Source organism: Virgibacillus sp. DJP39 (assembly GCF_049310925.1).
GTDB lineage: Bacteria > Bacillota > Bacilli > Bacillales > Amphibacillaceae > Virgibacillus_F.
Map to the genome: position 1 here is coordinate 1 of NZ_JBMERP010000035.1, position 18,344 is coordinate 18,344.

The window sequence follows — 18,344 nt, forward strand, 5'->3', positions numbered from 1 at the left end:
GAACGTTCAGCAGGCCATATTGTAAATGTTGCCTCAATATCTGGACTTGAAGTTAATAAGGTGAGTGGTGTTTACAGTGCTACCAAATATGCAGTGAGAGCATTATCCATGAGCTTAGAAAAGGAACTTGCCAGGACAGGGGTACGGATTACAAATATCTCACCAGGTCAGGTTGACACAGAAATTGCAACCTCATCAAGTGATCGTAAACGCCTGGAGTCATCTGACATAGCAAATGCAGTAGTGTATGCCGTTACACAACCAGCATATGTAAACGTTAATGAGATAACAGTACGTCCTGTTTAAAAACATAAGGTAATATATTCCACTGTTGATTATTCATATTTTCACTTAATGTGCTTCATACTAATAAAAAAATAAATCTGTAAAGGATGGTTCTTATTATATGAAGCATATTAAGGCTATTGGAATTAAGTTTATTTTCACTGCAATTGTAGTTTATTCTATTTTTGGCATATTCTATGACGCTTCTTTACTTAATCTGTTTTGGATCAGTACAATTACAACTGGACTTTCTTATATAGGTGATGTGTTCATACTTCCAAAAATCGGGAATCTGATTGCATCTGTTGCGGACTTTGGGTTATCTTTCTTTTTACTCTGGGTACTGGGAAATGTCTTTATTGATGCAACATTGCCAATTATAACTGCTTCATTATTTGCCAGTGTGTTTATGGCAATTAGTGAATCGTTGTTTCATATCTATATGGAGGAAAAAGTTTTAGATAGGCGAGACAAGGAACCCGCTATTTCGTCTCCGCAACTTCAAACCGAGTTTTCAGAGGAAACCAATAAAGAAACGATTAAAGAAGATGAAAAAAACAATAAAGACAAATAACGCTTAGCTGTGAATTGCACCCGATTAAAAAAATTAAACAATCGGTGCAGTTCACTGTTAAGCTTTTTTCGTGTATCCTGTTCGTCTAACTTAGCATCATATCTTCAATTGATTCATATTTAGACATCAAATCTAAATGTACAACTTCCCATAAGTATATCGATGCAATGGTTAAGTGGGGGGTCCAAAGGTCTGCTTTTTCTATTAAGATATTTCTACGCTCTGTTTGATCTACTTGGTATAACCATTTTGCTCCTCTTTGGATGCCAATGTCATCAAGTGCTAAAACGTCCATTCTCCCCAGAGAGAAGATTAAAAACATTTCAGCTGTCCATTTACCAATTCCCTTAACGCTTGTTAAAAGTTTAACAATCTCCTCATTACTAAGTTCGTCTAACTGGTCTAAATTAATTTCATTATCAACAATTTTTTTGCTTAAGTTTTGTAGATAGTTAACTTTCGAACGTGATAAACCAACCTTGCGTAATTCCTCTTCTGACTTTTCTAAAATTCCAATTGCAGTAACCTGATAATTTAAAAGGATCTCCAATCTTTTAGTTATCGCATCAGCTGCCTGTACTGAAATTAATTGGCCAATAATAGCACGTACGAGAGAAGAAAAATAGTCAGGACGCAGTGTAAAATCAATATCACCAATTTGGTTTACCAGTTTTTCCATTAGTGGATCTGATTCACATAATGTTATGACAGCTGGGTCATTTTTATTTATGAATAATTTTTTCATTCTAATCCCTCCATAGTTCCTATTTTAAAAAGTACCTTAGTTCAATCCTAAAATCAAAAATTAATGTGTGATTGTTAGCCTATTAAGAAAAGGTTTGCTATCATAGTATATGATAAACAAGTTTTTATGGATATTTTGCAGGTACTACATAGCTCCTGTTTATGGAGTAGAAAAACTATCAAATGCCTAATTTGATAGTTTTGAAAAAGAAAGGTGGATGTTACATGAATACGAACAAACCAAGAATTGTTATTCTGGGAGCTGGATATGCCGGAATGATGACTACTAAACGCTTAACACAACAATTGGGAGCCGAGGAAGCAGAGATTGTTCTAATAAATAAGCACAATTATCACTACCAAACCACATGGTTACATGAAGTGGCTGCTGGTACTCGAAACCAAAACCAGGCCCGCATGATGATTAGTGATGTTCATAATCCAAATCGCGTGCGCTTGATCTATGATTCCGTAGTAGAAGTTAAAAAAGAAGAAAATCTTGTAGTACTTGAAAATAGTGAATTGTCATATGATTATCTAGTTGTTTCTTTAGGTTTTGAATCAAATACATTTGGAATCAAAGGTATGGATAAAAATGCCTTTGCAATAACTGACATTGAAACAAGTCGATTGATTAGTGAACATATTGAATACCAATTTGCAAAATATAAACTGGATCCAAAGGCTAAAGAAGAAGATTTAGCTATTCTTGTTGGAGGCGGCGGATTCACAGGAATCGAGTTTGTTGGTGAACTGGTTGAGCAGATTCCAAAGCTATGCAAAAAATATGATATTGATCCTAGCATACCAAAAGTTATAAATGTGGAAGCTGCTCCAACTATACTTCCTGGATTTAATGAAGTACTTGTAGCATATGCAAAAAGTTCTTTGGAAACTCGTGGAGTAGAGTTTAGAATTGGTGCCAAAATTGAAGAATGTAAAAAGAATGGTTTTGTCGTTAATGGGGACGAGGAAATTAAAGCTGGAACGATCGTTTGGACTGGTGGAGTAACAGGTAACTCTGTTTTAAATAAATCAGGCTTTGAAATTACAAAAGGTAAAGTTACTGTAAATGGAGATCTTCGAGTCCCAGGTGAAGAAAACATATTTATCATTGGTGATTGTGCATGGGTAATGAATGAAGAGGAAGGCCGTCCTTATCCACCAACAGCACAAGCTGCCATGCAACACGCTGATACATGTGCAGCGAATATAAAAGGTTTACTGCATAACAGTGAACTCACTAAATTTGTATTTGATGACAAAGGTACAGTCGCGTCATTAGGCAATAGTGATGCAATGGGAACAGTATTTTCTGGAACAAAACTATATGGTAAACCAGCTTCTGCTATGAAAAAGGTTATTGATAACCGCTATCTATTCTTGCTCGGAGGACCAAAGTTAATTCTTAAAAAAGGAAAGCTTCGTCCGTTTTAATACGATATTAGATCTCCAAATAGAGGGGGGAACTTTGTTATGAAAAAAAATATACTTTGTTATCTATTGATTTCTGTTGCTTCCTTAGTCGGGTATGTAGTAGCAACCCGTACAATGGAAAACAGCAGAGATTTCCATTAAAAAACAAATGAAAGCTCCCCATCCTTAGAATTGAACTCTGAATGGGGAGTTTTTTTATAAATTGTGATATATGTCACAGACAATTTTGTGAGTGTAAGTGATAATGAAAGTAGCGAAGATCACTGTATTTATGTAGTTATATAGAGGGAGGTAGTATTTATGACTACCGGCATTTGGATTTTACTAGTTGTATTATTTACGGCCGCTCTTTTTGGAACAATGTTTGCTTTTAAGCAAGAAGAGAAGAAAATGAAAAAGTACGAGGAGGATGGCGATACAATTGAAGATGAATTACGCCGATCGCACGAGTATGAATCCTCATCATTAAAGTCAAATGTACCGCTTATGTCCAGTATATATTTGGTGACAATAGTCGTATCAATCGTTGTTTTTCTTGTATACATCAACTAACCAGTAACTTACTGGTTAGTTTTTATGATCAAAACAAAGAAAACCGAGCGTTATGCCCGGTTTCCTAAAATTTATGTTTGCTTTTGCTTTATCCAATTTATCAGTCCGCCAGCTAGAATGATGTCAACCTGACGAGGGGATAGGGTATGACGTACAGTTATTTTTCCTTCTTTACCTTTAATTGCTACGGAAAACTCTTTACTGTTTTTCAGATTGTTGCGCAAGTTAGAGAACTCTAAAACGTCTCCCTGACTTAGCTTGTTATATTCCTCATCTTCTGAGAAAACCAGTGGGATTACACCGAAATTGATAAGGTTTTGCCAGTGAATCCGAGCGAAGTCTTTAACAATCGCTACTCGAAGACCCAAATATCTTGGTGCTAAGGCAGCATGTTCCCGGCTGGAACCCTGACCGTAATTGTAACCACCAATTATGGCGTGGCCACTAGTATCTTTACTATCCATCCCTCGATCATAATAGGTAGGATCAATTGCTTCAAACGTGAATTTACTAATTTCCGGCAGGTTACTTCTGTATGGTAACACGCGAGCTCCCCCAGCAAGAATTTCATCTGTTGAAATGTTGTCACCGACACTTAATAGAATTGGCACTTTTAACTCATTAGGAAGTGCGCCCATTTCTGGAATTGAAACTATGTTCGGTCCCTTTTCCAGCTTCACTTTCTGTGCATCATCATACGACAAAGGGGGATCTAACAAGCGATCATCAATTGTTTTATCTTTTGGTTCGTTTATTTTTGGATATTTCATTTCTAATGTTCTAGGATCTGTAATCTCCCCAGTTAAAGCCGATGCTGCTGCTGTTTCAGGGCTACATAAAAATACACTGTCCTCGTTTGTACCTGAGCGTCCCGGAAAGTTCCGAGGAGTTGTACGAAGACTGTTTCTTCCTGTAGCAGGTGCCTGCCCCATTCCGATACATCCATTACATCCAGCCTGATGCAATCGACCTCCGGCTTGCAGAAGACTTGCAATATGCATCTCTTGAACTAAATTTGTGAGCATCTGTCTTGAGGTTGGATTGATGTCAAAAGATAGTCCATCAGCAATTCTGTGATCCTTGACGATTTCAGCAGCTATCGCAAAATCGCGATAACCAGGATTAGCCGAAGACCCAATATACGATTGATAAATTGGTGTACCTTTTAACTCTGTAACAGATACAACATTACCTGGGCTTGAAGGCTTAGCCACCAATGGTTCCAGCTCTGAGAGGTTAATTGCATCAGTTAAATCGTAAGTTGCTCCTTTGTCTGCTTTAAGCTCAGTCCAATCGTCTTCACGACCTTGTTGTTTTAAGAAACGTTTAATCTCCTTATCGGATGGGAAGACAGTTGCAGTTGCTCCAAGTTCTGCACCCATATTAGCGATAACATGGCGATCCATTGCTGATAAATTGTCGAGTCCGGGTCCATAATATTCGATTATCTTACCAACTCCACCTTTAACATCATAACGTCTAAGCATTTCGAAAATAACATCCTTAGCACTTACCCAATCCGGAAGCTCACCAGTTATTTCCACTCCCATAATTTCTGGCATGGTAATGTAAATTGGTTCACCAGTAATAGCCATTGCTACATCAATCCCACCAGCGCCAATAGCGAGCATACCCATACAGCCGTTTGCACAGGTATGGCTGTCAGACCCAAGCAGTGTTTTCCCAGGCTTAGCTAAGCGCTGCATGTGGATTGGATGACTTACACCGTTCCCTGGGCGACTATAATGCAAACCAAATCGTTTTGAGGCACTTTCTAGAAATAAATGGTCATCTGGGTTTTTGCTATCGACCTGAATTAGATTATGATCCACATATTGTGCAGATGCTTCTGTTTTCGCATAATCTAGTCCCATAGCTTCAAGCTCCAGCATTACCATTGTTCCTGTTGCGTCTTGGCACAATGTTTGGTCGATTTTCAGACCTATTTCTTTTCCTTTCTCAATCGTCCCTGAAACCAGGTGATCTTTAATTAATTTTTGCGCGACATTTAAGGGCACATCGTTACCTCCTCGTTAAAAGTATCACTATCATCATGATAGCTTTTCACTCTTACAAAAATTCATGCGTCGTTTACCTAAAAATGTGCTAAATTTTGGATATTAGATATATAATATTCTTTACCCTTTATGTATTTGTATTCAAACCGGCTATATAAAATATCTACATTAATATGAGGAAATAAAAAAAGACCCTACTGTAGAAAAGTAGAGTCTTCTGAAATAGTTGCTTAAGCTTCTTTAATCGCTTCGATTTCAATGTTTATTTTAACTTCGTCGCCTATCATTACGCCACCAGTTTCAAGTGCAGCGTTCCATGTTAAGCCAAATTCCTTACGGCTAATTTTAGTTGAACCACTGAATCCAGCAACTTCCTGACCCCATGGATCTTTTCCAGAACCTTCATATTCAACATCAAATGTTACTGGTTTCTTTGTCCCGCGGATGGTCAACTCACCAGTTACATCATAATTGCTATCTGATTTCTTCTTAATATCTGTAGCTGCAAATGTCATTTTTGGATGATTTTCTACATCAAAAAATTCTCCAGAACGTAAGTGTTCGTCACGTTCTTTCTTACGCGTGTCAATACTAGCTATATCTACAGTGAATTGAATGGTAGCATCCTCAAGATTATCTGGATCAGCCTCGATTACTGCATCAAAATCATTAAATACACCTTTTGCCTTTGATATCATCATATGTTTTACTACAAACTCTAATGAACTATGCGCTGCGTCTACATTCCATTTTACTTTTGCCATTATTATCTACCTCCGTGTTATTAATAGTATGTTACTTACTTTTCGATACCAAGTATATAATCATTAGATTCTATTGTCAAGTAAATGTACATGTGAAAGTAATAAACTATTTCCCCGAATTGAGCAGGGATAAACAGGAAACAGTTATTTAAAGGATAGATTGGTAAATATTTTATAGAGAGTGCCACCATTTAATAGGAGCTATCGATTATAAAGGTAGAACATATTAAGGGGAGGAACTAGCATATGAATCCATTGTTAATCATTGATGCAGGGCATGGTGGGAAAGACCCTGGAGGCGGTTCAAATCATTTTTGGAAGGAAAAAGAAATGAATTTAGCGATATCCTTGTATCAATTTAATCGTTATAAAGAGTTGAAAATACCGGTAATGTTGACAAGAAACTCGGATATTACGCTAACGCCAGAGGCTAGAACAGCAATTGTACGCAATAGTGGAGCAACTTTTTGCCATTCAAACCACATAAATGCAGGCGCAGGGGATGGTGCCGAAATCATCCATTCCATATTTGGCGGTAAGGAGATGGCTGACAGAATAGGATCTGAGATAAAGGATTCTGGCCAAAATGTCAGGCGAATATTCACACGAACGCTACCAACTAATTCAAACCTTGATTATTATTTTATGAACCGCAACACCGGTAACGTAACAACAGCAATAGTTGAGTATGGATTTGCGGATTCAAATAAGGACGATATCCACCAATTAAAGAATAATTGGAAAAACTATGCTGAAGCTGTTGTGAAAGGGTTTTGTCTGTTTATTGGAAATGATTATATTTTACCCAGTCCAAATAGTATCAGTAGGGAAACCAACCAAATGAAAATTTTACAACTTCCTGCAAGTGCTGCATCCTGGCGTGTTTATCCATTAGGTAAACACCCGACTAAAGGCAATGATGTAGGATTTCTCAGACCTGCAAAATTTAACGGCTTAGATTATAGAATACTAAAAAATCCAAGTCCGTATGTTTATACGATTAAAACACGGGATTTTGGTACGGTAAATATCTATGCCCATCCAAAGTATGGGGTGAAATTTAGATGAAAATGATGTTACTATTTCAAATTATCGTTATAATGGATAAAGTGGATTTTTAAATAAAAAATTAAGGAGAGTTTAGATGCAAAAAACATATGTACCTACGTGGGATTTGGAAAGCATCTTTGAGGGTGGAAGTACTTCAGAGCAGTTCGACTACTATTTGAAAGAAAATAAGGTGAATATGGATAAACTTTCGATTTACGTTGAAAACTTTGATCCAGATAGCGTTACCCCTGAAATGTTAGCAAATGTTGTTAACCAATTTGAAGGGGTAATGAAAAAGTTACGGGAAGCGTTCGCATACATAAGCTGTTTAAGTGCTCAAAACGTCAAGGACGTTAACGCAAATTTACTAGTTGGAAAGCGTAGTGAGCTTAAAGCAGAAATGGACGCAATTCGAACTAACTTTGATCAAAAATTAGTAAAAATAGATTACGAGAAGTGGAACGAACTTTTAACAGACCCATTTTTAAGGGAGGTAGCGTTTGTACTAAATGAAAATAGAGAAAAAGCTAAGGAGCAGCTTTCTGTTGATCAGGAAGTATTGATAAATGATTTAGCAGTAGACGGATATCATGGCTGGAGCCAGATGTATGATACGTTGGTTGGAAATATGAGTGTCGAGTTGGAATTAGACGGTGTGCGGAACTCTTATTCTGTAGGACAAGCTTCGAATAAATTGAGTAATTCTGATCGCTCCGTTCGAAAACATGTTGCAGAACAGATTGACAAGGCATGGAAAGCAAATGCAGAATTATTTGGGCAAACACTAAATCACTTAGCAGGATTCCGTCTGCAGAAATACAAGCACCGTGAATGGGATAGTGTTATGAAAGAACCCCTAGCAATAAATCGAATGAAACAAGAAACACTTGACGCAATGTGGAAGGCTATTTCAGATTACAAAAAGCCATTTGTGAAGTTTCTACAAAAGAAAGCTGATTTATTAGGAATTGAAAAATTAAGCATGTTTGATATTGGTGCACCTTTATCTGATTCTGCAAAAACGTATTCCTTCTCTGAAGGTGCTGATTTTATTGTGGAGCAGTTCAGATCGTTTAGCCCTAAAATGGCTGACTTTGCACAAATGGCATTTGATAAACAATGGATAGAAGCTGAAGATCGCACTGGAAAAAGGCCAGGAGGATTTTGTACTAGCTTTCCAGACAGTGAGCAAACGAGAATCTTCATGACTTATTCCGGCACTTCTTCTAATGTGGCTACCTTAGCACATGAGCTTGGCCATGCTTATCATCAGCACGTGATGAATGATATCCATGGTTTGAACCAGGGATACGCTATGAATGTTGCAGAAACAGCTTCAACATTCGCTGAGATGATTGTGGCTGATGCCTCTGTGAAACAGGCACATAATAGTGAAGAAAAAATGGCTTTACTTGAGGATAAAGTCCAACGTGGTGTAGCGTTCTTTATGAACATACATGCTAGGTTCTTATTTGAAAATCGTTTTTATGAGGAAAGAAAACAAGGTCTAGTTTCCGTAAACCGGTTAAATGAACTAATGGTAGAGGCGCAAAAGGAAGCATATGGCGATGCCCTTGCTGATTACGATGAGAATTTCTGGGCATCCAAGCTTCACTTTCATATCACTGGTGTTCCTTTTTATAACTTCCCATACACATTCGGTTACTTGTTCAGCCTGGGACTTTATGCACATGCATTGAATTCAAATGGGAATTTTGAAGAAGACTATATTGCATTATTACGCGATACTGGTCAAATGAATGTAGAGGATCTGGCGGAAAAACATTTAAATATTGATTTAACGAAACCCGATTTCTGGGAAAATGCAATGAAACTATGTGTTAAAGATGTAGAAGAATTTCTTGCAATCTCTTAGTGGTTTAGATGTTGTTAAACTACTAGATATCCGTTATACTGAATTTAATGATTAAAGCAATATAAAAAGCCTACAGGGGGAGCCAATTGGCTGAGAGTGAACATGAAGATGTTCTGACCCTTTGAACCTGTTAGTTAGTACTAGCGTAGGGATCGTGACTTTTTTGATGGATAAAAAGCGATGTGTGTGTGGATTCCCCATCAGGAAACTTCCCCTAGGCATTGCTTTTTTTGTTTGGAAAAAATAGGGGAGGTATATGTTATGCGATCAAAGAAAATTTTGTTTTTAGTTGAAGTTTCAATCTTTACAGCCTTAGCACTTGTGTTAGACCTAGCACCATTTTTGTCGTTTAAAATATGGGCACAGGGCGGATCTATTTCACTTGCGATGATACCCATCTTTATTGTGGCATTTAGATGGGGGATCAAGGGAGGACTGTTGTCAGGATTTCTATGGGGAGTATTACAAGTCGCTGTTGGTACCGCATATATTCTAACACCAGTGCAAGGATTTTTGGATTATGTAATAGCCTTCACTGTTTTGGGCTTTGCAGGATTGTTCGCAAAAAAAGTGCAAGTTGCAGTTAAGGATGGAGCAACGAAAGAGTACCTTACTTATATCATGTTAGGAGTATTAGTAGGGACGGGGCTAAGATTTATTTCCCACTACTTTGCAGGGGTTGTCTTTTTTGAATCAGCAATTGAGGGTCAAACTGTCTGGATGTATTCATTACTATATAACATTTCGTACATGGTGCCTTCATTTATTATTTGTACAATTGCTGTTTTCTTCTTATTCCATAAGCAGCCAAAAACAATGTTAAACACAGCGTAAAGAATACACACACATATCACGTACTTTAAAAAAGGCAGTCTTGGTCTTATCAAGGCTGCTAGTTTTCTAATGTATACTTTAGTCAGAGGTGATCGCGTGTGCGCGAATTAATAGGTGAATGCCAAACTTGTAGAAAAGAAGTATATTGTGAAGATGGTTTTTTTGATGGATATCAGGAAAATGGTAAACTACTATGTAATGCCTGTGCTGTAAAGCAAGAAAGCGAGAAAAATTAGACAGCCCTTTGGTAACATGGCTGTCTTTTTATTTTTTTGAACAATGGTCACTGTTAAAAACTAGATAAATCGAGCACTGAATTGCAGAAATCGAGCAACAACCACAACAATCGAGCACCAACTACATGAAATCGAGCACCAAACCATGTGTGCTCGATTTTGTTCCGAGGCCGCTCGAATTTCCATCATGTGTGCTCGATATTACCTCAGGTCTGCTCGATTTTTTACAATTCCTCGGAATTCCAACTTTAAATCCGCATTTTTTAAATCCTCCCATACTAATTCCCTTCACCCCAGCCAATAGCAATGCATAGGTTATAACACATTCAAAAATTAAGAGGATGTGAGAAAGGGAGAAGGGGTATGGAATTAACTGTTTCACATTGGCTCTATGCTTTTTTCACGTTAGTGATTATTGGAACGATGATTTTCAAAAAAGGGGTTGTGCTCCCTACCTTACTTGGGACCTTTGTAATAGCTTGGGTTTACAAGGGTAGTTTAGTTGATGGATTCACGTCGATTTTTAATGCGAATCTTGTTGCAGCGCAAGAGCTGTTTAGCATCTTTTTAATTATCACATTTATGATGGCGTTACTTCATGCTTTGCGAGACTTAGGTGCAGACAGACGAATGATTCAACCAATCCAAAAGATGATGGTCAATGGTCATGTGTCGTTTTTTGTTTTAATTGCAGTTACGTATGTGATTTCGTTATTCTTTTGGCCAACACCAGCAGTACCATTGATATGTGCATTGTTGGTTCCTGCAGCAGTTCGTGCCGGTTTGCCTGCGATGACGGCAGCTGTAGCCATCGCAATCGCTGGGCAGGGGATGGCATTGTCATCTGATTATATCGTGCAGGTTGCGCCAAGTTTATCAGCAAAATCCGCTGGTATAAGTACAGCTGCGGTAGCAGATTCAGCATTAGTATTATCACTAATTACTGGTGGTACCGCAATCTTAATCGCCTATTTAATGTACAGAAAAACAATCCGGAAGAAAGATAGTCCGTTAATTGAACAAGATTTAGCAAAGTTGGAAACGGAAAGGCAGACTACCAACAAGGCTTATGGATCACATCTCACTACGTGGAGTAAGGTGTTTGCAATTTTAGTCCCGATTTCACTACTTGCTGTTGTAATTTATATGATTTACACAAAGTTAGTATCCGGTCGGATGAGTGGTTTTGAGGGTGGAGGTGGTGCTGCATTCATTGGTGGTGTAGCCGTTATTTTACTCCTGCTTGCAACTGTAGCCTTTGGTAAGCAGCATGCACTGGACTATATTAGTAACCATATAACAGATGGGTTTATCTTTGCCTTTAAGGCGATGGGGCCTGTAATTCCGATTGCGGGATTCTTCTTTTTGGGAAGTGCTGATTTTGCTGGAAGTATACTTGGTGTTAATGAAAATCCACCTGCATTCTTATTTGACATCGTTCAGTATACACAAGAGTTCTTACCGCAAAGTGCATTGTTGGCAGGATTTAGTGTGTTAATTATCGGTATTATTACTGGTTTAGACGGTTCTGGATTTTCTGGCCTTCCGTTAACTGGTGCATTATCAGCTTCTCTCAGTAACGGATCGATTGATACGGAGACTCTTGCTGCAATAGGTCAAATGGGGGCGATTTGGACTGGTGGAGGAACACTTGTCGCATGGTCCTCTTTAATTGCGATTGCAGGTTTTTGTGGTGTATCTGTTATGGATCTAGTGAGAAAAAACTTTATACCAGTTGTATCAGGTCTGCTCATATCCACGCTGATTGCGGTATTCTTATTTTAAAACAGTAAAGGCATAAATATTGGAAAATAGGGAAATCATTAGTAGAATGAGTTCTAAATAACATTTTATTGGAGGTTACCTTACTTATGCCTGAACATACAAGTTCAATTGTAAATGACTCACTAGATGCTCTATACGACGATGGGTCATTTTTGCCAGACCTGAAAGATGGAACGAGAAAGAAAGCTTTTACCTCATTAGTGTCTATTCTTTCAACACCCAATTCTGTAAATAAATCATTCTTACGGATTGCACTAGAAAATGGAAAAGTGGTACGTATTCCGGCATTCCGGGTACAGCATAATAATATATTAGGACCGTACAAGGGTGGTATTCGGTTTCATGAGTCCGTCAGTGAAGATGAGGTAACGAATCTTGCATCCTTAATGACCTTAAAAAATGCACTCCACCAGGTTCCATTCGGTGGGGGAAAAGGTGGGGTTGTTATTAATCCCAGAGAGTACGAAGACAAGGATCTACATTTGATATGTAAAAAATATGTCCAGTATTTCAGTGAAATCATTGGACCGGATAAAGATATTCCAGCTCCAGATGTAGGAACCGGTGATCGTGAAATGGACTGGATGATGGGTGAGTATAAAAGTATCCGTCCTGGCAGTAATTATCGTGGAAGCTTTACAGGGAAAAGTGTCATAAACGGAGGATCATTAGGACGTAGAGAAGCGACAGGTAAAGGAGTTTATTTTACTTTTCGATATATGTTGCATGACTTTGTAAATGGACAACAAAAATGGCTCGAAGAAAGAGAAAATATTTTCGCGAAAACAGCTTTAGATCATAGTGACAAAGATCTAACTATGGCAATACAAGGTTTTGGAAATGTTGGATCGGTTACAGCACTTGAGGCGCACAAATGTAATTATTTAAATAACAAGATTGTGGCAGTAAGCGATCGTAATGTAACACTTTATAATTCAGATGGCTTGGATATACCTGCGTTAGTCAAAGCTACTTCAAACCATAATGGTGATTTACCCGTTAATGAGGATGAATTAGCGGCGGCAGATATTAAAGCTAAGGTAATGGATCGTGATGATGTATTAAGTTTAAATGTTGATGTACTAGTCTTAGCTGCACTTGAAGATCAGGTTCATAAAGATAATGTCGGTGATGTAAAGGCACGGATCATTGTAGAAGGCGCTAACTCTCCTGTGACAGGTAAGGCAGATAAAATCTTAAGTGATCAGGGCGTAATAATTATACCAGATATTCTAGCAAATGCTGGTGGTGTGATTGTTTCCTATTTTGAATGGTTACAAGGAAGAGAAACACAATTCTATACAGAGGAACAGGTTATAACCAAACAATTTGATAAGATGAAAGAAACATTTGATACGGTGTTACCACAATTTTTTGGGGGTCCACATCCATTAAGACAAAATTGTTATATTCATGCAGTTTCTAAGTTATCTACTGTTTTGTACCGCCAAGGTAAACTATATTAATTATGAAAAGGATACTTCGTAAATGCGAATGTATCCTTTTTTGTGTTATAATAATATAAAAATTCTGTTAATGGTTTCAGGAATGAATTAAATTGGGTAATGAATAATAAGATTCCAAGAATGGGGGGATTATGGAAGATAAAAGCATGGCGATTTGGATGACAACCAAATATCGACGTCATTTAAAGACTATTGAGGAAGGTTTAGTTGCTCGTGAATTTGCGTTAACGGTTACAATTAATGGTGATCAATATGCAACCATTGTATGTACACCCATAAATATGAATGAGCTTGTAATTGCTTTTTGGCATATGAAGGTGTAATTCGGAAATACAGTGATATTAAGTCAATAGTGGTTGATGATTACAAAGGGTTTGCATATGTGGAACTCAATTATAAGGTTGAATTCGCAGAGCGGACTGAGCGCTGGATTGTGTCATGCTGTGGCATGAGCCGAGAGTTTTATTTGAAACAGGATGTTAAGGTTGCAAAAACAATCAAAACTAATTTGAAGCTACAAACGAAACAGATTTTCAAACCTAATGACAGTGTTTGATGAACGAGCAGATGTATTCAGCCATACTGGAGGTGTACATCAAGCAGGTCTTGCAACGAATCATCAAATTGAGGCTAGTTTCATAGACATAGGAAGACATAACGCTTTAGATAAGCTATTTGGCTTTATTTTACTTAACAAATTTCCAGTTAAAGATTATTGCATTTTATTTTCTGGCAGAATTTCTTCAGAAGTAATATTAAAGGTCTCAAAAATCGGCTCAGGGATCCTGTTAGCTAAATCAGCACCTACCGATTTGGCGCTAAAACTAGCAAATGATTTGCAAATAACTGCAGTAGGATTTATACGGAATACAAGTTTAAATGTGTATACACATGAAGGTAGAATAGAATAGACTTCGAATATTAATGTGCATGAAACAAACTAGGAGGAGATAGTGTGTTTGATCAAGAACATCTAATAGTAACGATTAATGGATCAGAGTATTTAGCCAAGCCGGGTCAAAATTTACTTGATTTAATTAATACAACACAGGTATCCGTCCCTCAGATTTGTTATAACGAGTCACTTGGCCCAATCCAAACGTGTGATACCTGTATGGTGGAGGTGGATGGGAAAGTAACAAGGGCTTGTGGAACAACAATCGAAACAAGCATGAATGTTAACACAAATATGGATTATGTGAAATCAGCACAAAAGGAAGCGCTTGATACTATTTTAGAAAAACACGAGCTGTACTGTACAGTATGTGACTATAATAACGGAACATGTGAAATTCACAACACTGTAGCTGAATTTGGTTTAGAGCACCAATCCAGACCATTTAAGCCAAAGGGATATGAGGTAGACAATTCAGGGTCATTTTACCGTTATGATCCAGATCAATGCATCCTGTGTGGTCGGTGTGTAGAGGTATGTCAGGATGTACAAGTAAATGAAACTTTGCTAATTGATTGGGAACGCGAACAACCGCGAGTTGTCTGGGATAACGATGTACCCATTGATGAATCTTCGTGTGTAAGTTGTGGACAATGTGCTACTGTATGCCCTTGTAATGCTATCATGGAAACCAATATGGTTGGAGAAGCAGGTTATATGACTGATCACAAACCAGGATTGCTACGTTCGATGATTGACTTAACGAAAAAAGCGGAGCCAGGCTATGGACCGTTATTTGCAGTTTCTGATACAGAAGCTTCGATGCGTGAAGAGCGAATAGAAAAGACTAAAACGGTTTGTACATACTGTGGAGTTGGTTGTACATTTGATGTATGGACCAAGGACCGGAAAGTTCTTAAAGTTGAACCACAGCAAGAGTCGCCCGCAAACGGGATTTCCACATGTATTAAAGGGAAATTTGGATGGGATTATGTGAATTCAGATGAACGTTTAACAAAACCGTTAATTCGGCGTAATGATCAGTTTGAAGAAGTAGAATGGGATGAAGCAATCTCATACATCGCAAAACGTTTTACAGAAATAAAGAATGAGTATGGTCCAGATGCCTTAGGATTTATTTCATCGTCAAAAGCAACGAATGAAGAATCATACTTAATGCAAAAACTAAGTCGCCAAGTAATCGGTACAAATAACATAGACAATTGCTCACGTTACTGTCAAGCACCAGCTACAAAGGGGCTATTTCGTACTGTAGGGCATGGTGGTGACTCAGGATCTATTGATGATATAGCTGAAGCGGAAATGGTAATAACAATTGGCTCTAATACAGCTGAATCACACCCAGTTCTCGCATCACGAATCAAGCGCTCACAAAAGTTGTTTGGACAAAAATTATTTGTATTTGATTTACGAAAGCATGAGATGGCTGAACGTGCAGATGGCTTTTATCAACCTAAAAGTGGAACGGATCTAGTCTGGCTCTCTGCTGTAACGAAATATATTATCGATCAAGGTTGGGAAAACAGGACATTTATTAACAAATGGGTAAATGACTATGATGAATATAAAAAGAGTTTAGAAAAATTCACCCTAGAGTATGCTGAATCTATTACTGGTCTTTCTCAGGAAACATTAAAAGAGATAGCCAAAGAGATTGTTAGTGTTGAAAAAGTAGCAATATGCTGGGCAATGGGTGTTACACAGCACCAACTTGGTAGTGATACAAGTACCGCAATTTCAAATCTTTTACTAGTAACTGGAAATTATATGCGCAATGGCACTGGTGCATACCCGTTACGTGGTCATAATAATGTACAGGGATGCAGTGATTTTGGAAGTATGCCAAACTTTTTACCTGGTTATGAAAAGGTATCTGATGACAACGCTAGAAAACGTTATGAAAAAGCATGGAACACAACAATACCAAGTGAGCCAGGAAAAGATAATCATCAAATGATTCACGCTATACATGATGGGGATCTAAGAGGATTATATGTTATTGGTGAGGATACAGGAATTGTTGATTCAAATATTAACTATGTAACTGATGCATTTAAAAAGCTCGATTTCTTTATAGTCCAGGATTTATTTTTAACTAAGACTACTGAATACGCAGATGTTGTCTTACCAGCCGTGCCTAGTCTCGAAAAAGAAGGAACATTTACCAGTACTGAGCGCCGAATCCAACGGCTGTATCAGGCACTTGACCCAGTCGGAGGTTCAAAACCAGATTGGATAATTTTGATGGAAATCGCTAAAGAATTGGGCTATGACTGGGGATACACACACCCATCTGAAATCATGGATGAATCTGCGGCACTTGCACCTTTGTTTGCTGGTGTCAGTTATGACTTGTTAACAGGCTATAATAGCTTACAATGGCCGGTTGCTAAAGATGGCACAGATACGCCATTGCTATATAGGGATGAGTTTCCATTCGAAGACGGGAAAGCTAAATTCTACCCACTTGATTTTAATTTAGAATATGATACAGATCAAAAATATGATTTACATGTGAACAATGGTAGATTGCTAGAGCATTTTCATGAGGGAAACATGACGTATAAGTCAAAAGGAATTACAAGAAAGACTCCAAGTGCATTTATTGAGGTTTCACCAGGGTTAGCCAAAGAACGTGGTATTGAAGAGGGAGCGAAGGTGAAGTTAACATCTAAAGCTGGTCATGCTACTGGAATTGTTCATGTAACTGATAGAGTTAGAGGGAAAGAAATTTTTCTGCCATTGAATGACAACGGTAAATCAGCCATTAACTATCTAACAGACAGTAGTGTAGATAAAGATACCAATACTCCAGCCTACAAGGAAATTGCTGTAAGCATGGAAGTTTTGACGAAAAAGGGTAAAAGTCCTATTCCATCGAATAATCATAGGCGTGGAAATAGACAACCACAACTCGGTGTACGTGTAGATAAAAAATGGGAGCGGGATGACTATATTTTTCCAGGAAGTAGGGTGAAGCATGATGGCTAATCCAATTTCAAAAATAAAACGAATGGAAATTCCCGAAGAAGTTACAAAAGAGCAAAACCTTGATGAGGTTACCAAGGCTGTTAGTGAAAATAAAGATGCTATATTAAAAGGAATTGGGTTTTTAAGTACTTTAAATGAAAATGGAATGCTGGATATGACACATGCACTTGTTAAGCAAAAGGAAACTGCACTTGATAATGTGATGCGTGAACTAAACAAACCTCAGTATTCTGCAACACTTGAAAACTTAAGTAAGCTGTTCCTCTTTTTAGGTGAATTTAATGTTGATGAGCTTAAGCAATTTACTGATAAATTAAACACAGGTATGGACGAGGCGCTTAACACGGATGAATCAGAAAAGACAACTTATATGGATTTGATTAAAGCAATAAAAGATCCGGAAATAAACCGTAGTCTAACCATGCTCTTACAGTTTCTGAGAGGAATGGGAAAAGAATAGAAAGGAAAGCTGACCGAGTTATGCTTGGTCAGCTTTTTTAGTTGGATGTTTTTAATGATCCAGCGCTTTCTGATAACGGTTGATTCCCAGTCCGTGACGGTTGATATTTTCGTATAACGGTTGATTCCAACGTATGCTGTGGGGTTTTCAGACACGTGTTTTTAACGCAGGACAAGGAAGGTTTCGACAGTGTTACATCGTACGAATAAAATTGAACTGTATTTCCATAGCGGCCATCTATGTCTTTGTATCAAATGCATTTGCCTGACGCCATAACAATTCATATCTTGCTTACAGATATATATTTTAGATTCAATCCTAAGTTGTACTAATCGAAGTTTTCCTCACATAGGTTC

At 37.8% G+C, this 18,344-nt stretch carries 18 protein-coding genes and 1 riboswitch; of the genes, 15 read left to right on the forward strand and 3 right to left on the reverse strand.

The genetic code is table 11. The annotated features are described in order from the left end of the window. Window positions 1–306 (forward strand): SDR family oxidoreductase (locus tag ACOI1D_RS12240; RefSeq protein WP_422501574.1); only part of this gene is annotated, 306 nt, incomplete at its 5' end. A gap of 100 nt (window positions 307–406) precedes the next feature. Further along, window positions 407–859: a YndM family protein gene (locus ACOI1D_RS12245; RefSeq protein ID WP_422501575.1), complete on the forward strand. Its 453-nt coding sequence runs from the start codon at window positions 407–409 to the stop codon at window positions 857–859. Window positions 860–944: 85 nt separating this feature from the next. Here the strand turns inward: ACOI1D_RS12245 and ACOI1D_RS12250 are convergent, their stop codons facing one another. Further along, entirely contained in the window at window positions 945–1,604 is a 660-nt protein-coding gene (locus ACOI1D_RS12250) for a DNA-3-methyladenine glycosylase family protein (protein ID WP_422501576.1), read from the reverse strand. Between the two features lie 224 nt (window positions 1,605–1,828). Here ACOI1D_RS12250 and ACOI1D_RS12255 point away from each other — a divergent pair, with 224 nt between their 5' ends. Together ACOI1D_RS12255 and ACOI1D_RS12260 are read left to right on the forward strand one after the other, a co-directional pair. Continuing rightward, entirely contained in the window at window positions 1,829–3,040 is a 1,212-nt protein-coding gene (locus ACOI1D_RS12255) for an NAD(P)/FAD-dependent oxidoreductase (RefSeq protein WP_422501577.1), read from the forward strand. A 300-nt stretch (window positions 3,041–3,340) separates the two neighbouring features. Continuing rightward, window positions 3,341–3,592, forward strand: coding sequence for a hypothetical protein (locus ACOI1D_RS12260; protein WP_422501578.1), 252 nt, complete (start codon window positions 3,341–3,343; stop codon window positions 3,590–3,592). 71 nt (window positions 3,593–3,663) lie between these two features. On the opposite strand, the gene ACOI1D_RS12265 is transcribed toward ACOI1D_RS12260, so the two are convergent. Then, window positions 3,664–5,610, reverse strand: coding sequence for an aconitate hydratase (locus ACOI1D_RS12265; protein WP_422501579.1), 1,947 nt, complete (start codon window positions 5,608–5,610; stop codon window positions 3,664–3,666). 230 nt (window positions 5,611–5,840) lie between these two features. Then, on the reverse strand, window positions 5,841–6,374 hold the full coding sequence (locus ACOI1D_RS12270; RefSeq protein ID WP_422501580.1) for a YceI family protein: 534 nt from the start codon (window positions 6,372–6,374) through the stop codon (window positions 5,841–5,843). Between the two features lie 246 nt (window positions 6,375–6,620). On the opposite strand from ACOI1D_RS12270, the gene ACOI1D_RS12275 reads away from it, so the two are divergent. From ACOI1D_RS12275 to ACOI1D_RS12325, 11 genes are all read left to right on the forward strand, one after another. Beyond that, a complete protein-coding gene (locus ACOI1D_RS12275; RefSeq protein WP_422501581.1) occupies window positions 6,621–7,442 on the forward strand; it encodes an N-acetylmuramoyl-L-alanine amidase family protein in 822 nt (273 codons plus the stop codon). Window positions 7,443–7,518: 76 nt separating this feature from the next. Beyond that, a complete protein-coding gene (locus ACOI1D_RS12280) occupies window positions 7,519–9,300 on the forward strand; it encodes a M3 family oligoendopeptidase (protein ID WP_422501582.1) in 1,782 nt (593 codons plus the stop codon). A gap of 65 nt (window positions 9,301–9,365) precedes the next feature. Beyond that, window positions 9,366–9,470, forward strand: a riboswitch (TPP riboswitch). Between the two features lie 91 nt (window positions 9,471–9,561). Further along, window positions 9,562–10,134 (forward strand): energy-coupled thiamine transporter ThiT, encoded by a 573-nt coding sequence (gene thiT / locus ACOI1D_RS12285; RefSeq protein ID WP_422501583.1) that lies wholly within the window; start codon window positions 9,562–9,564, stop codon window positions 10,132–10,134. A gap of 98 nt (window positions 10,135–10,232) precedes the next feature. Then, entirely contained in the window at window positions 10,233–10,370 is a 138-nt protein-coding gene (locus ACOI1D_RS12290) for a hypothetical protein (RefSeq protein ID WP_422501584.1), read from the forward strand. A gap of 363 nt (window positions 10,371–10,733) precedes the next feature. Continuing rightward, a complete protein-coding gene (locus ACOI1D_RS12295) occupies window positions 10,734–12,155 on the forward strand; it encodes a hypothetical protein (RefSeq protein WP_422501585.1) in 1,422 nt (473 codons plus the stop codon). Between the two features lie 86 nt (window positions 12,156–12,241). Further along, entirely contained in the window at window positions 12,242–13,621 is a 1,380-nt protein-coding gene (locus ACOI1D_RS12300) for a Glu/Leu/Phe/Val family dehydrogenase (protein WP_422501586.1), read from the forward strand. Window positions 13,622–13,752: 131 nt separating this feature from the next. Next, window positions 13,753–13,944, forward strand: coding sequence for a hypothetical protein (locus ACOI1D_RS12305; RefSeq protein ID WP_422501587.1), 192 nt, complete (start codon window positions 13,753–13,755; stop codon window positions 13,942–13,944). Beyond that, window positions 13,926–14,177, forward strand: coding sequence for a formate dehydrogenase accessory sulfurtransferase FdhD (locus ACOI1D_RS12310; protein WP_422501588.1), 252 nt, complete (start codon window positions 13,926–13,928; stop codon window positions 14,175–14,177). The genes ACOI1D_RS12305 and ACOI1D_RS12310 overlap by 19 nt, the downstream gene beginning before the upstream one ends. After that, on the forward strand, window positions 14,164–14,532 hold the full coding sequence (locus ACOI1D_RS12315; RefSeq protein ID WP_422501589.1) for a formate dehydrogenase accessory sulfurtransferase FdhD: 369 nt from the start codon (window positions 14,164–14,166) through the stop codon (window positions 14,530–14,532). Before ACOI1D_RS12310 ends, ACOI1D_RS12315 begins: the two co-directional genes overlap by 14 nt. Before the next feature lie 44 nt (window positions 14,533–14,576). Beyond that, the gene (fdhF, locus tag ACOI1D_RS12320; protein ID WP_422501590.1) at window positions 14,577–17,528 is read left to right on the forward strand and encodes a formate dehydrogenase subunit alpha; all 2,952 of its coding nucleotides are present in this window, start codon (window positions 14,577–14,579) and stop codon (window positions 17,526–17,528) included. Continuing rightward, complete coding sequence (locus ACOI1D_RS12325) at window positions 17,521–17,988, forward strand: DUF1641 domain-containing protein (protein WP_422501591.1); 468 nt, start codon at window positions 17,521–17,523, stop codon at window positions 17,986–17,988. Before fdhF ends, ACOI1D_RS12325 begins: the two co-directional genes overlap by 8 nt. Window positions 17,989–18,344 lie beyond the last annotated feature (356 nt).

Bases quoted from the DNA above. Each gene is read 5' to 3' on its own strand.
- ACOI1D_RS12245 (WP_422501575.1), top strand. From the start codon at position 407: ATGAAGCATATTAAGGCTATTGGAATTAAGTTTATTTTCACTGCAATT.
- ACOI1D_RS12250 (WP_422501576.1), bottom strand. From the start codon at position 1,604: ATGAAAAAATTATTCATAAATAAAAATGACCCAGCTGTCATAACATTA.
- ACOI1D_RS12255 (WP_422501577.1), top strand. From the start codon at position 1,829: ATGAATACGAACAAACCAAGAATTGTTATTCTGGGAGCTGGATATGCC.
- ACOI1D_RS12260 (WP_422501578.1), top strand. From the start codon at position 3,341: ATGACTACCGGCATTTGGATTTTACTAGTTGTATTATTTACGGCCGCT.
- ACOI1D_RS12270 (WP_422501580.1), bottom strand. From the start codon at position 6,374: ATGGCAAAAGTAAAATGGAATGTAGACGCAGCGCATAGTTCATTAGAG.
- ACOI1D_RS12275 (WP_422501581.1), top strand. From the start codon at position 6,621: ATGAATCCATTGTTAATCATTGATGCAGGGCATGGTGGGAAAGACCCT.
- ACOI1D_RS12280 (WP_422501582.1), top strand. From the start codon at position 7,519: ATGCAAAAAACATATGTACCTACGTGGGATTTGGAAAGCATCTTTGAG.
- thiT (WP_422501583.1), top strand. From the start codon at position 9,562: ATGCGATCAAAGAAAATTTTGTTTTTAGTTGAAGTTTCAATCTTTACA.
- ACOI1D_RS12295 (WP_422501585.1), top strand. From the start codon at position 10,734: ATGGAATTAACTGTTTCACATTGGCTCTATGCTTTTTTCACGTTAGTG.
- ACOI1D_RS12300 (WP_422501586.1), top strand. From the start codon at position 12,242: ATGCCTGAACATACAAGTTCAATTGTAAATGACTCACTAGATGCTCTA.
- ACOI1D_RS12305 (WP_422501587.1), top strand. From the start codon at position 13,753: ATGGAAGATAAAAGCATGGCGATTTGGATGACAACCAAATATCGACGT.
- ACOI1D_RS12315 (WP_422501589.1), top strand. From the start codon at position 14,164: ATGACAGTGTTTGATGAACGAGCAGATGTATTCAGCCATACTGGAGGT.
- ACOI1D_RS12325 (WP_422501591.1), top strand. From the start codon at position 17,521: ATGGCTAATCCAATTTCAAAAATAAAACGAATGGAAATTCCCGAAGAA.